This window comes from Streptomyces sp. C36 (assembly GCF_040932295.1).
GTDB classification, from domain to species: domain Bacteria; phylum Actinomycetota; class Actinomycetes; order Streptomycetales; family Streptomycetaceae; genus Streptomyces; species Streptomyces triculaminicus.
Genome location: NZ_JBFQGI010000008.1, coordinates 339,988 through 352,228 on the forward strand (window position 1 = coordinate 339,988; position 12,241 = coordinate 352,228).

Genomic DNA, 12,241 nt, shown 5'->3' on the forward strand with positions numbered 1-12,241 from the left:
ATGACGTACCCCGGGCAGGCGCGCTAGAGTCCCCGCAACGACGACGTTACTGATCAGTAAGGGGTGCCCCGGATGAGTCGGATGAGGCTCGGAATCAACCTCGGCTACTGGGGAGCCGGGATGGACGCGGACAACCTCGCGGTGGCCCGCGAGGCCGACCGCCTGGGTTACGCGGTCTGCTGGGCGGCCGAGGCGTACGGCTCCGACGCGCCGACCGTGCTGTCCTGGGTCGCGGCGCAGACCGAGCGGATCGACGTCGGCTCGGCCATCTTCCAGATCCCCGCCCGTACGCCCACCATGACGGCGATGACCGCCGCCACCCTCGACTCGCTCTCCGGCGGCCGCTTCCGCCTGGGCCTGGGCGTCTCCGGCCCGCAGGTCTCCGAGGGCTGGTACGGCGTGAAGTTCGACAAGCCGCTCGCCCGCACCCGCGAGTACGTCGAGATCGTCCGCAAGGCCATGGCCCGCGAGCGCGTCACCCACGACGGGGAGCACTGGACGCTGCCGCTGCCGGACGGCCCCGGCAAGCCCATCAAGCTCACCGTGCACCCGGTGCGCGAGCGCATCCCGCTGTACATCGCGGCCATCGGTCCGAAGAACCTGGAGCAGACCGGCGAGATCGCCGACGGCGCCCTGGTCATCTTCTTCGCCCCGGAGCATGCCGAGGAGACCACCCTGGGCTCCCTGCGGGCCGGCCGCGCCAAGGCGGGCAAGGACCTCGAGGGCTTCGACGTCGTCCCGACCGTCCCCATGGCCGTGGGCGACGACATCGACGCGCTCGCCGACATCTTCCGCCCGTACACCGCCCTCTACGTGGGCGGCATGGGCAGTGCGAAGCAGAACTTCTACAACAAGCTCGCGCGCCGCATGGGGTACGAGAAGGAGGCGGCCGAGATCCAGGAGAAGTACCTCTCCGGTGACAAGGCGGGCGCCGCCGCGGCCGTCCCGCGCCGGCTGATCGACTCCACCGCCCTGCTGGGCGGTGTGGAGCGCATCGCCGACCGGATGCAGGCCTACGCCGACGCCGGGGTGACCACCCTGTCGCTGGCCCCGGCGGGATTCACCCTGGACGAGCGGATCGCGGGCCTGCGCACCGGCGTCGAGGCGCTCGAGCGGGCCGGGCTGGCGTAACGCCGGGAGGGGCCGCGGCCGTGGTGGGGGCTCGGGGGTCGTCTTCCCCGCCACGGCCGACACCGAGCACAACGCCGGGACGCCCCGGTGGTTACGCGCCGGACGGCCCCTGAATCCCCGTACGAAATCCTCCGTTCGGCCGAGCGCGCGGCGGCCCCTGATTGCCGCGCCCCGTGCGGGGCACTTGACTGTGCCTACGGAGGTGACGGCCATGCTCACGGCCAGAAGTCTGTTCCAGGAGATCCTCGACAACGACGACTCCTACCGGCTGTTCTGCTCCATCGCCGCGAGCGGCGAGCATCAGGGCGGCTGGGAGAACGGCCGGATCGCCGCCCTCGTGCCCGAGAGCCGGCGGGCGCTCGCCCCCAGGATCGCCCGGCACGGCGCGGACGAGGACAAGCACGGCCGGATCTTCGACGCCCTGCTGCACAGGCGCGGCCTGCGACGGATCGACGTCCCGCCGGAGACGGACTACACGAGGATCCTCGAGCGGGAGGGCATCGGTCTGCCGCACGCCAAGCTGCGCGCCGACTCCCCGCTGACCGAGCGCGACATCATCGCCTACCTCGCCCACAGCCGGGTCACCGAGCAGCGCGCCTCCGAGCAGATGAACATGCTCACCGCGCACTTCGGCGACCATCCGGAGATCGGCAAGGCCTTCCGGATGATCTGCCAGGACGAGGCCAACCACCTGGCCTACTGCCACGAGGAGCTGCTGCGCCTGGCCGCGGAGGGCCACGGCCGGCTCATCCAGGACCTGCTGCGCGAGAGCGCGCTCGCCGAGATCGCGATCTACCGGGACGTCAGCCTCGCCGTCATGAACCGCATGGGCCGCGTCCTGGACTGGCCCCGGGCGAAGTCGGCGGCGCTGACGGCGGGCATCCACGCCCTGTACGCCTACGAACGCCTCGGCGGCTGGCGCCGGATGGTCACGTTGCGGATGCCCCGGCGCCGCGACGCCCTGGGCGGTCCGGCCACGGTGGAACCGGAGTTCGCCTGAGGCCCACCGCCCGCGCCCGGGGCCCGCGGGCCGTACGCGGGCCGTGCGTATCATCTGCCGGATGATCTCCAACAGTGCCCGCGTTCCCGCCCCTTCCGCCGCGCCCTGCCGCATCACGGTGTGCCGGGGCTGCTGCTGCGGCGACGCGCGCAAGGTGCCCGGGGTCGACCACGCCGGGCAGATCGGGCGGCTGCGCCGGGCCGTGGGCGAGGCCGCGCAGGTGCGGGCGTCGGAGTGCCTGGACGTGTGCGACCAGGCGAACGTGACGGTGGTGCAGCCGTCCGCGGCGGGCCGGGCGGCCGGGGGCCGGCCCGTGTGGCTCGGCCTGGTCAACGACGACGAGGCGCTGGCGGACATCGCGGCCTGGGTGCGGGCCGGCGGGCCGGGGCTCGCGGAGGCGCCGGGGGTGCTGGACCTCTACGAGTTCACCGTCTCGCGGCGGGTGGGCAAGGCGCTCGAGGGCTGACGGGCCGCGGGCGGGGCCTCATCGGGCGCCCGTGCGCGAGGTGGCGGGGTCCGTCGCGGCCTCCGCCGCGCGCTCCAGCTGGAACGCCTCGTTGCCCAGCCCGATCCGGCCGTGCGCCTCGGGCCGTACGGCCTTGAGCACCAGCCCGAGGACCGTTCCGGCCACGGCGGCGAGGCCGATGACGCCGGGCGGGAGCCAGCGCAGGGCGGAGCGGGGGCCGGTGCCGAGCAGGGCGCCGAAGTCCGCGACCGCGTAGCCGGTGATGACCAGCAGGGCCAGTCCGGCGACGGCGGAGGCGAGCAGGCGCGGGGCCTGGGCGCGGGCCGCGCCGCGGCGTACGAAGAAGGCGATGACGGCGGCGCTGGTGGCGGCCATGAGGAGGATGACGCCGAGCGCGCCGACGTTGCCCGTCCAGGTGAACAGGCGGATGACGGGCGTGGTGGGGTCGCCGTGGGGGCGGTCGTCGGTGACGGCGAAGACGGTGACGACCAGGAGCGAGACGACGCTCTGCAGCAGCGAGCCGTGGGCGGGGGCGCCGCTGGTGCGGGCGGTGCGGCTGACGGCGGCGGGCAGCAGGCCCTCGCGGCCCATGGCGAAGGCGTAGCGGGCGACGACGTTGTGGAAGCTGAGCAGGGCGGCGAACGTCCCGGTGACGTAGAAGAGGTGCATGACGTCGGTGAAGCCGGCGCCCAGCCGGTCCTCGGCGAGGACGAAGAGCAGGCCGGGGCCGGCGTCCCGGGACGCCTCGACGATCCGGGAGGGGCCGGCGGCCACGCTCAGGGCCCAGGAGCCGACGGCGAAGAAGAGGGCGATGAAGCCGACGGCGAGGAAGGTGACGCGGGCGACGACGACCTGCGGGCGGCTGGTCTCCTCGGCGTAGACGGCGGCCTGTTCGAAGCCGACGAACGAGGCGATGGTCAGGCAGAGCGCGGTGCCGAGGCCGGCGCCGGAGAGGGTGGCGGGGTCGAAGGAGTGGAAGGACAGGCCGTCGGTGCCGGGGCCGGCGAAAGCGGCGACGTCGAAGACGGCGACCATGGCGCACTCGACGAGCAGCAGCACGCCGAGGACCTTGACGTTGAGGTCCGTCTTGAGCCAGCCGAGGGCGCCGGTGACGGCGACGGCGGCGAGCGCGGGCACCCACCAGGCGACGCTCACCCCGAGGTGGTCGTCGAGGAGGGTGGCCAGCTCGTGGCCGAAGATGCCGTAGATCCCGACCTGCATGGTGCTGTAGGAGACGAGGGCGACGACGGAGGCGGCGGCTCCGGCGGTGCCGCCCAGGCCGCGGGCGATGTAGGCGTAGAAGGCGCCGGCGTTGTGGACGTGCCGGCTCATCTCGGCGTAGCCGACGGAGAAGAGGGTCAGGACGGCGCCGAGGGCGACGTAGAGCAGGGGCTGTCCGACGATGCCCATCGTCCCGTAGGTGGTGGGCATGACGCCCGCCGTCACCATCAGGGGGGCGCTGGCGGCGACGACCGACAGCAGCAGGCCGGCCACGCCGATGCGGTCGGCGCGCAGGCGTCTGGCCCGGCCCTTGAAGGTGCTGATCTCGCTGGTGGTGCCCGTCGGCATGGCGGGAGTGGTCCTTCCCGTGGGGTGGGGCCGGCTCAGGCGGCGCCGAGGGCGGCGCGGCGGGCGGCCCTGAAGGCCTTCCTGGGATCCCGGTCGGGATAGGACCAGGGGGCGTGGGTGGCGTGCGGTCCGATCCGGGTGAGCAGGGCGGCGGCCTCGGCGGGGCGGCCCTCGTGGAGCTTGGCGTGGGCGAGGAAGTTGAGGTCGACCTTGCGCCGGGGGTGGGCGGTGCCGTCGTCGACGTCCCATTCCAGCCACCAGTCGAATGCGGCCTTCATCACCTGGCGGGCGCGGCGGGTGCCCCAGTGCCCCGACCGGGCGGGGTCGGCGGGCTCGAGGCCGGCGCGGGCGAGGACGCGGTAGCGCTCGGCGTGGGCGACGACGGGCAGGACGGCCAGCGGCGAGTCGGCGGGGGCCTGCTCGGCGGCCCAGGAGGCGAAGTCGTAGACCTCGTGGAGCGGGTCGTCGCGGTCGCCGTCCTGGTGTTCGGCCAGGCAGGCGGCCATCAGGTGGTGGGCGTGGTGGTGGTCCCGGTGCCGGGCGCGCACCTGGTCGAAGGCGCGGACGCGCTCGCCGTCGGTGCCGGTGCCGTGGGCGAGGATGAGGATGCCGAGCCAGGGGGTCGGGTCGCGGGGGGCCATTCCGGCGGCGTCCAGGCACAGGGCGCGGGCGACGTCGGGGTTGTCCCTGCCGTGGACGGCCCGGGCGACGGTGGCGCAGGCCAGGAGGGCGGCGGCGTCGGGGCTGTCGGGCTCGGCGAGCTGCCATTCGCGGGCCCAGGCGACGCTGGTGGGGCCCTCGGCGAGGACGACGAGGCGGTGGCCGCGGCGGTCCCAGTCGTCTCCGGTGCGGGCGAGGAGCTGCCGGGCGTCGGCCCAGCGGCCCCGGGCCAGCGCGTCCCGGACGGTGGCCAGCTCATGGTCGTCGAGGGCCGCTTCGAAGGCCGGCCCCTCCTTGTTCCGGGAGCGGCCCAAGGGGGGCGGGGGCGTCATCTGCGGGCTTCCTCCACGGCGTACGTCCCCTCCGGGCGCCGGGTCGCCGGGCGCCGGTGAATAAGCTTGCTCGATCACGCACAGCAAACCGGTAGTCACGGCTCCGCGTCAAGACCGATCTTGATGCTGACGTAACGTCAAGTAACGTACCGTCAGTACAAGTTGCCGGATCCGCCAGGGCGGGACGGCCCCCGCGCACCCCCGATTGACGCATGCATATGCGACGTACTCATGTTCGACCTTAAGGGATGGGCACGGCTGTTCCGGATGAACGGCCGAAAGAGGGGTACTCGGGCGCCACACCGCCCCCAGGGCGGCTACCGTATTTCTGTTGCATTTCTGCCAGCTTTCGTTCAAATCCCCTTCGACCGCACGGTCTTGAGGTGCGACGTGATGGTCTTCGCCTTCGCCGTGAGCGCGGCATGCTGTCTGGGCGTCGGGTTCGTGCTGCAGCAGAACGCCGCGCAGCACGCCCCCATGAGCGACTTCCTCTCCTTCCGGCTGCTGCTGGACCTCGCGCGCATGCCGCGCTGGCTGGCGGGCATCGCGTTCATGGTCTGCGGGATGGTGCTGGGCGCCCTCGCGCTCAACTGGGGGGAGGTCTCGCTGGTCGAACCGCTGATGGCGACGAACCTGCTGTTCGCGATGGCCCTCTCCCGCTGGCAGACCAAACAGCCGCTGGGCCTCGCGGGCTGGGCCGGGCTGTGGCTGCTCGCGGGCGGGGTGGCCGCGTTCATCGTCGCGGGCCGGCCGACCGGCGGCGCCACCGTCACCGACCCCTTGCGGCACTGGCTGATCGTCGGCGTGATGGTGGGCGGCGCGCTGCTGCTCGCGGCCATCTCCAAACGGGTGCGGATGAGCACGGAGGCCGCCCTGCTGGCCGTCGCCGCCGGGCTGCTCTACGGCGTCCAGGACGCCCTCACCCGGGTGACCGGCGACCGCCTGGACGCCCATGGCGCGGCGGCGCTGGTCACCAGCTGGCAGCCGTACGCGGTGGCGGCCCTGGGGCTCACGGCACTGTTGCTGGTGCAGAGCGCCTTCGAGACGGCGCCGCTGCGGATGTCGCTGCCCGCGCTGACCGCGGCCCAGCCGCTGGCCGGGATCGCCTGCGGGGTGGGCTTCCTCGGCGACCGGCTGCGCACCACGCCCGGGGCGCTGGCCTGGCAGGCGGCGGGCCTGGTGGCGATCGTGTGCGGGATCGTGCTGATCGGCCGCCATCCGGCGATGCCGTCGGGGATGACCCCCGAGGGGCGGGTGCGGGACCTGCAGCCGCACTGACGCGGGGGCCGGGGGCTGGTTGGATGGCCGCATGAGTGATCAGCAGCCGCTCGCGGCCGACGAGGTGCTGGACGTCGTCGACGAGCACGACCGGGTCGTCGGGCGGGCGCCGCGGGGCGAGGTCTACGCGAAGGGCCTGATCCACCGCTGTGTGTTCGTCCAGGCCCGGGACGCGCGGGGGCGGATCTTCGTGCACCGCCGCACCGACCGCAAGCTCGTCTTCCCCTCGCGGTACGACATGTTCGTGGGCGGGGTCCTCGGCACCGGCGAGTCCTACGACGAGGCCGCGCTGCGCGAGGCGGAGGAGGAGCTGGGGGTCAGCGGGCTGCCCGCGCCCACGCCGCTGTTCCGGTTCCTGTACGAGGGGCCCGGCGGGCGGTGGTGGTCGGCGGTCTACGAGGTCCGCTGCGAGCTGCCGGTCGCGCCGCAGGAGGAGGAAGTGGCCTGGTGGGACTTCCTGGCGGAGGAGGAGCTGCGCTCGCGCCTGGACGCGTGGGAGTGGGTGCCGGACGGGCTGGCCGCCTACGCCCGGCTGCGGGAGCACCGCCGGACGGGCTGAGCGGCCCGTCCGGCCGGCGTACCTCCCAGGACGCCTAGGGGGTGTCCCCCTAGGGCGTCACCACGATCTTGCCCCGGGTGTGGCCCTCGGCGCTGAGCCGCTGGGCCTCGGCCGTCTTCTCCAGGGGCAGGACCCGGGCGACCTCCACGGACAGCACCCCCTGCTCGGCCAGGTGGCCGAGCGCGGTGAGGTCCGCGACGTCCGGGCGGACCCACAGCAGGCGGCCGCCGAGCCCGGTGACCTCCGGGTCGGTGATGGAGATCAGGCGGGCCCCCTCGGCGGTCACCTCGGCCGAGTCCTTGACGACCCCGCCCACGAGGTCGAGGACGACGTCCACGCCGCCGGGCGCCATGGCCCGTACCCGCTCGTTCAGGCCCTCGCCGTACGTCACGGGCTCGGCGCCCAGCGAGCGCAGGTAGTCGTGGTTGCGCTCGCTGGCGGTGCCGATGACCCGGGCGCCGAGGTGCCGGGCGAGCTGGACGGCCATGGAGCCCACGCCGCCGGCCGCGGCGTGCACGAGGACGGTGTCGCCCTCGCCGGCCCGCGCCGCCTTCAGGCTCTGGAAGGCGGTCAGCCCCGCCAGGGGCAGGCCCGCGGCCTCCTCGAAGGAGAGGTTGGCGGGCTTGCGGGCGAGCGTGCGCACCGGGGCGGCGACGTACTCGGCGAAGGTGCCCCGGGAGAGGAAGTCCTCGCGGACGTAGCCCATGACCTCGTCGCCCACCTGGAACTCGGGGGTGTCGGCGCCCAGGGCGACGACGACGCCGGAGACGTCCCAGCCGGGGATGACGGGGAAGACCGGGTCGATCATGCCGGCGAGGTAGCCGGCCTGGGCCTTCCAGTCGACGGGGTTGACGGCCGCGGCCCTGACCCGCACCAGGACGCTGTCCGGGCCGGGGCGGGGGTCGGGCAGCTCGCCGTACTCCAGGGCCTCGGGGCCCCCGTAGGCGCGGTAGCTGACAGCCTTCATCGTGCCGTCTCCTTGTCGCTCGGTGCGGCCGCTTCCGGCGTCCGGCCGCCCGTCCCAGCGTCGGCCGCCGGGGCCGGGCCCGCCACCTCGGCGGCCCGCAGGGTGTGGATCCTCCGCAGGCCGGCCCAGGCCACCAGGGCGACCAGGAGGAACGCGGTGCCGGCGATCACGAAGGTGAGGGTGAACTGGCTCTCGGCGGGCAGCTTGGGCGCGCCCGGCGGCAGGTGCTCGATGCTCTTGGAGGCCAGCACCGTGGTGATCATGGCGCTGCCGATGGCGCTGCCGGTCGAGCGGGAGATGGAGTTGATGCCGTTGGCGATGCCGGTCTGCTTGGGCGGCACGCTGGCGACGATCACGGCGGGCATGGCGGCGTAGCCGAAGCTGATGGCCGCGCCGACGAGCATGCCGGCGGCGATGACGGAGAACGTGTGCTCGTGGTCGAGGGCGATCCACACGAAGCCGGCGGTGCCGATCAGCGAGGCGAGCAGCAGCACCAGGCGGGGGCCCTTGTGGCGGACGAGCTGGCCGCCGACGGGGGCCGCGAGCAGCGAGACGATGGTGCTGGGCAGCAGGTACTCCACCGAGGCGCGCAGGACGCTGGCGGAGAAGCCGTAGCCGGTGATCTTCGACGGCATCTGCACGAGGTAGGAGACGCCGATGAACAGGGCGAAGGAGCCGAAGCCGACGAGCAGGCCGGCGACGTTGGCGAAGAGCACCGGGCGGTGGGCGAACATCCGCATGTCCACCAGCGGCTCGCGGACCTTGCGCTCGACCACGGTCCACAGGGCGGCCATCACCACGGCGCCGGCGAAGCAGCCGAGCGTACGGGCGGAGGACCAGCCCCACTCGTGCCCCTGGGTGATGGGCAACAGGAGCAGCACCAGGGTGGCGGCCAGGGTGAGGGCGCCGAGGACGTCGGTGCGGCCGCCGGTGGTCTCACGGGTGGCGGGGACGAGGGCGACGACGGCGATCAGGGCGAGCGTGGCGAGGCCGGTGGCCAGCCAGAAGGCGCTGCGGTAGTCGGGGTTGTCGCCGGAGGTGAGCAGGCCGGTGGCCACCAGCGCCAGGCCGCTGCCGAAGGCGAGGGTGCCGCTGACCATGGCCATGGCGCCGGGCAGCTTGGCCGGGCGGATCTCCTCGCGCAGCACGGACAGCGCCAGCGGGAAGATCGCGGTGGCGGCGCCCTGCAGGACCCGGCCGACGATCAGCCAGAGCAGGGAGTGGGTCACGGCGGCGAGGACGGAGCCCGCGACCATGACGATCAGCACGCCGACCAGGGTCTGCTTCTTGCCGTGCTGGTCGCCGAAGCGGCCGAGCAGCGGGGTGAAGACGGCGGCGGAGAGCAGGGTCGCCGTGGTGACCCAGCTGACGTTGGCGGAGGTGGTCTCGAGGTCGTTCTGGATGAGGCCGAGGATCGGCACCACCAGGGTCTGCATCATCGAGACGACCATGGCGGCGAGGCTCAGCGCGAAGACGATGACGGTCTCGTTGCGCCGACTGCCCTGCGCGGCGGGGGCCTGGGAGGTCATGGGGCGGGGGTGTTCCTTCACGTTGCTCGTGTTACTTCACGACATTGATGCTTGAGATCGTCAAGCAACTCGGACCACGGTAGGCGGGGATACTTCAGGTAGTCAAGTTAATGGTTAATGACATAAAGCTCTTGAGTACACTCGAGGCCATGACCGGCCCCACCCCCCACACCCCGACCAAGGCCCAGCTCCTGGAGCTCGTCGCCGCGCTCGGCACCGCCCAGTGGCAGGACTTCGCCGCCGCCGCGGCCCGCCACGGCCTGACCTCCGTCCAGGCCAAGCTGCTGGCCCAGCTCAAGGGCCCGGTGCCCATGCGCGGCCTGGCGGCGCTGCTGCTGTGCGACGCCTCCAACGTCACCGGCATCGTGGACCGGCTGGAGGCGCGCGGCCTGGTGCGCCGGGAGCCCGACCCGGCCGACCGCCGGGTCAAGAACGTGGTCGCCACCGACGAGGGCCGCGAGACCATCCGCCGGGTGCGCGCCGAGATGCAGGCCACGCACAGCGCGCTCGACGCCCTCGACGAGACGGAGCGCACGGCCCTGTACGGCCTCCTCGAGCGACTGCGGCCCGGACTCGAGCACCGGGGGTGAAGCGGCGGCCCCCGCCCGTATTCTGACGGGTGATCGGATCCGCCCGGCCGGGCGGCGGACGGCACGGGAGGCCTTCGCATGACCAGCACGCGCACCATCGCACCCGCTCCGGGAGCCGAGGGTACCGAGCCCTACACCGTCCCGCTCGCCCCCGGGGTGAGCGCCTACATCCAGCCCGACGGCGGCTGGTGCCTGAACAACGCCGGGATCGTCACCGGCGGCGGGCGCACCCTGCTGATCGACACCGCGCCCACCGAGCGGCGGGCCCTGCTGCTGCGCGACGCGGTGGCGGCTGGCGGCGCCCCGCGGCCCTCCCTCCTGGTCAACACCCATCACCACGGCGACCACACCTACGGCAACTGCGTCTTCACCCCCGAGGCCACCGTCATCGGGCACGCCGACTGCCGCGCCGAGGTGCTCGCCGCGGGCCTGCAGCTGCACACCCTGTGGCCCGAGGTCGACTACGGCAACGTCGAGGTCACCGCCCCGACGCTCACCTACACCGACACCCTCACCCTGCACATCGGCGGGACCGAGGTGCGCCTGATCCACCCCGGCGTCGCCCACACCGTCGGCGACACCATCGCCCACCTGCCCGAGCACGGCGTCGTCTTCACCGGCGACCTGGTCTTCCACGGCGGCACGCCCTTCCTCATGATGGGCTCGCTCAGCGGCTCGCTGCGCGCCGTGGAGCGGCTGCGCGCCCTCGACGCGCCCGTCGTCGTGCCCGGCCACGGGCGGGTCACCGACCCCGGGGTGTACGACACCGTCGAGGCCTACCTGCGCTTCGTCGAGGACCTGGCCCGTACGTCCCACGCCGCCGGCCGCACCCCGCTGGAGGCCGCCCGCGACGCCGACCTCGGCGAGTTCGCGGCCCTGCGCGAGAGCGAGCGCCTGGTCGCCAACCTCCACCGCGCCTACGCCGAACTGGACGGCCTGCCGCTGGGCGCCCCGCTCGACGCGCCCACCGTGCTCGCCGACATGCAGACGATGAACGGCGGCCGCCCGATCGCCTGTCACGCGTGAGCCGCCCCGCCCACCGGCCCCGGCCGGGGGCTCCCTCTGGACGGCATACCGACCGGTCGGCATGATGGCCTCCGGACGTGGCGGTCAACTCCCCTGACGAGGAGCGTGCGATGAGCAAGGGCAATCCCCCCGGACTCGATCCGAAGCGGCTCCGGGCCCATCTGGACCGGGCGCTGCCCGGGCTGGTGGGCGGGGAGCTGACGGCCGGGCTGATCGAGGGGGGCCGGTCCAACCTCACCTACGCCGTCACCGACGGCACGACGCGGTGGGCGGTCCGCCGGCCGCCGCTCGGGCACGTCCTGGCGACCGCGCACGACATGCGGCGCGAGCACCGGGTGATCAGCGCGCTGCGCCGGACGGCGGTCCCCGTGCCCCAGGCGCTGCTCCTGTGCGAGGACGAGGACGTGCTCGGGGCGCCCTTCTACGTCATGGAGTTCGTCGAGGGCACGCCGTACCGCACCGCGGCCCAGCTCGCCGCGATCGGCCCGGAGCGCACCCGCGAGGTCGTGCTGGCCCTCGCCGACACGCTCGTCGACCTGCACGCCGTGGATCCCGAGGAGGCCGGGCTCGCGGACTTCGGGCGGCCCGAGGGGTTCCTGGAGCGGCAGCTGCGGCGGTGGGGCAAACAGCTCGAGGCCTCCCGCAGCCGTGAGCTGGCCGGGATCGACGAGCTGCGCGCGGCGCTGGGCGGGGCGCTGCCCCGCTCCCCCGCGCCGGCCGTCGTCCACGGCGACTACCGGCTCGACAACGTGCTCGTCGGCGCCGATGACACCGTACGGGCCGTCCTGGACTGGGAGATGTCCACGCTCGGCGACCCGCTGACCGACCTCGGCCTGCTGGTGATGTACAGCGAGCAGCGGGCCGTTCCCGGCTCCCCCCTCACCACCACGCGCGAGGCGCCCGGCCATCCCGCGCCCGCCGAGATCGTCGAGCGGTACGCCGCCCGCTCGGGCCGCGACGTCACGGCGCTGCCCTGGTACACCGCGTTCGCCTACTTCAAGCTCGCCGTGATCCTCGAGGGCATCCACTACCGCTACACCCTGGGGCAGACCGTCGGCGCGGGCTTCGACCGCATCGGGCAGCTCGTCCCGCTCTTCGTCCGCAACGGCCTGACCACCCTCAAGGAGGGCTGAG

The 12,241-nt window shown here is 73.6% G+C and carries 12 protein-coding genes; 8 read left to right on the forward strand and 4 right to left on the reverse strand.

Annotation, left to right across the window (positions count from 1 at the left end; genetic code table 11):
- The first annotated feature begins 81 nt into the window (after positions 1-81).
- From AB4K12_RS25105 to AB4K12_RS25115, 3 genes are all read left to right on the forward strand, one after another.
- A complete protein-coding gene (locus tag AB4K12_RS25105; RefSeq protein ID WP_368436354.1) occupies positions 82-1,131 on the forward strand; it encodes an LLM class F420-dependent oxidoreductase in 1,050 nt (349 codons plus the stop codon).
- Between the two features lie 211 nt (positions 1,132-1,342).
- Complete coding sequence (locus AB4K12_RS25110; protein WP_368436356.1) at positions 1,343-2,131, forward strand: ferritin-like domain-containing protein; 789 nt, start codon at positions 1,343-1,345, stop codon at positions 2,129-2,131.
- Positions 2,132-2,192: 61 nt separating this feature from the next.
- Positions 2,193-2,597: a (2Fe-2S) ferredoxin domain-containing protein gene (locus AB4K12_RS25115; protein WP_368436358.1), complete on the forward strand. Its 405-nt coding sequence runs from the start codon at positions 2,193-2,195 to the stop codon at positions 2,595-2,597.
- An 18-nt stretch (positions 2,598-2,615) separates the two neighbouring features.
- Here the strand turns inward: AB4K12_RS25115 and AB4K12_RS25120 are convergent, their stop codons facing one another.
- Entirely contained in the window at positions 2,616-4,166 is a 1,551-nt protein-coding gene (locus AB4K12_RS25120) for an APC family permease (protein WP_368436360.1), read from the reverse strand.
- Between the two features lie 35 nt (positions 4,167-4,201).
- The gene (locus tag AB4K12_RS25125) at positions 4,202-5,158 is read right to left on the reverse strand and encodes a hypothetical protein (RefSeq protein ID WP_368436362.1); all 957 of its coding nucleotides are present in this window, start codon (positions 5,156-5,158) and stop codon (positions 4,202-4,204) included.
- Between the two features lie 393 nt (positions 5,159-5,551).
- Here AB4K12_RS25125 and AB4K12_RS25130 point away from each other — a divergent pair, with 393 nt between their 5' ends.
- Positions 5,552-6,436: a DMT family transporter gene (locus AB4K12_RS25130; RefSeq protein WP_368436364.1), complete on the forward strand. Its 885-nt coding sequence runs from the start codon at positions 5,552-5,554 to the stop codon at positions 6,434-6,436.
- A gap of 31 nt (positions 6,437-6,467) precedes the next feature.
- A complete protein-coding gene (locus AB4K12_RS25135; protein ID WP_086568792.1) occupies positions 6,468-6,995 on the forward strand; it encodes an NUDIX hydrolase in 528 nt (175 codons plus the stop codon).
- 49 nt (positions 6,996-7,044) lie between these two features.
- Here AB4K12_RS25135 and AB4K12_RS25140 read toward each other — a convergent pair whose 3' ends face one another.
- Positions 7,045-7,962, reverse strand: a complete 918-nt coding sequence (locus tag AB4K12_RS25140; protein ID WP_368436366.1) for an NADP-dependent oxidoreductase — start codon at positions 7,960-7,962, stop codon at positions 7,045-7,047.
- Complete coding sequence (locus tag AB4K12_RS25145) at positions 7,959-9,491, reverse strand: MFS transporter (RefSeq protein ID WP_368436368.1); 1,533 nt, start codon at positions 9,489-9,491, stop codon at positions 7,959-7,961. Before AB4K12_RS25145 ends, AB4K12_RS25140 begins: the two co-directional genes overlap by 4 nt.
- A 149-nt stretch (positions 9,492-9,640) precedes the next feature.
- On the opposite strand from AB4K12_RS25145, the gene AB4K12_RS25150 reads away from it, so the two are divergent.
- From AB4K12_RS25150 to AB4K12_RS25160, 3 genes are all read left to right on the forward strand, one after another.
- A complete protein-coding gene (locus AB4K12_RS25150; RefSeq protein WP_368436370.1) occupies positions 9,641-10,081 on the forward strand; it encodes a MarR family winged helix-turn-helix transcriptional regulator in 441 nt (146 codons plus the stop codon).
- 78 nt (positions 10,082-10,159) lie between these two features.
- Positions 10,160-11,107 (forward strand): MBL fold metallo-hydrolase, encoded by a 948-nt coding sequence (locus AB4K12_RS25155; RefSeq protein ID WP_368436372.1) that lies wholly within the window; start codon positions 10,160-10,162, stop codon positions 11,105-11,107.
- A 110-nt stretch (positions 11,108-11,217) separates the two neighbouring features.
- Positions 11,218-12,240, forward strand: a complete 1,023-nt coding sequence (locus AB4K12_RS25160) for a phosphotransferase family protein (RefSeq protein ID WP_368436374.1) — start codon at positions 11,218-11,220, stop codon at positions 12,238-12,240.
- The last annotated feature ends 1 nt before the right edge of the window (position 12,241 follow it).

Excerpts from the sequence above, each read along its gene's own strand:
- AB4K12_RS25105 (WP_368436354.1), top strand. The coding sequence starts at position 82 with ATGAGGCTCGGAATCAACCTCGGCTACTGGGGAGCCGGGATGGACGCG.
- AB4K12_RS25110 (WP_368436356.1), top strand. The coding sequence starts at position 1,343 with ATGCTCACGGCCAGAAGTCTGTTCCAGGAGATCCTCGACAACGACGAC.
- AB4K12_RS25115 (WP_368436358.1), top strand. The coding sequence starts at position 2,193 with ATGATCTCCAACAGTGCCCGCGTTCCCGCCCCTTCCGCCGCGCCCTGC.
- AB4K12_RS25120 (WP_368436360.1), bottom strand. The coding sequence starts at position 4,166 with ATGCCGACGGGCACCACCAGCGAGATCAGCACCTTCAAGGGCCGGGCC.
- AB4K12_RS25125 (WP_368436362.1), bottom strand. The coding sequence starts at position 5,158 with ATGACGCCCCCGCCCCCCTTGGGCCGCTCCCGGAACAAGGAGGGGCCG.
- AB4K12_RS25130 (WP_368436364.1), top strand. The coding sequence starts at position 5,552 with ATGGTCTTCGCCTTCGCCGTGAGCGCGGCATGCTGTCTGGGCGTCGGG.
- AB4K12_RS25135 (WP_086568792.1), top strand. The coding sequence starts at position 6,468 with ATGAGTGATCAGCAGCCGCTCGCGGCCGACGAGGTGCTGGACGTCGTC.
- AB4K12_RS25140 (WP_368436366.1), bottom strand. The coding sequence starts at position 7,962 with ATGAAGGCTGTCAGCTACCGCGCCTACGGGGGCCCCGAGGCCCTGGAG.
- AB4K12_RS25145 (WP_368436368.1), bottom strand. The coding sequence starts at position 9,491 with ATGACCTCCCAGGCCCCCGCCGCGCAGGGCAGTCGGCGCAACGAGACC.
- AB4K12_RS25150 (WP_368436370.1), top strand. The coding sequence starts at position 9,641 with ATGACCGGCCCCACCCCCCACACCCCGACCAAGGCCCAGCTCCTGGAG.
- AB4K12_RS25155 (WP_368436372.1), top strand. The coding sequence starts at position 10,160 with ATGACCAGCACGCGCACCATCGCACCCGCTCCGGGAGCCGAGGGTACC.
- AB4K12_RS25160 (WP_368436374.1), top strand. The coding sequence starts at position 11,218 with ATGAGCAAGGGCAATCCCCCCGGACTCGATCCGAAGCGGCTCCGGGCC.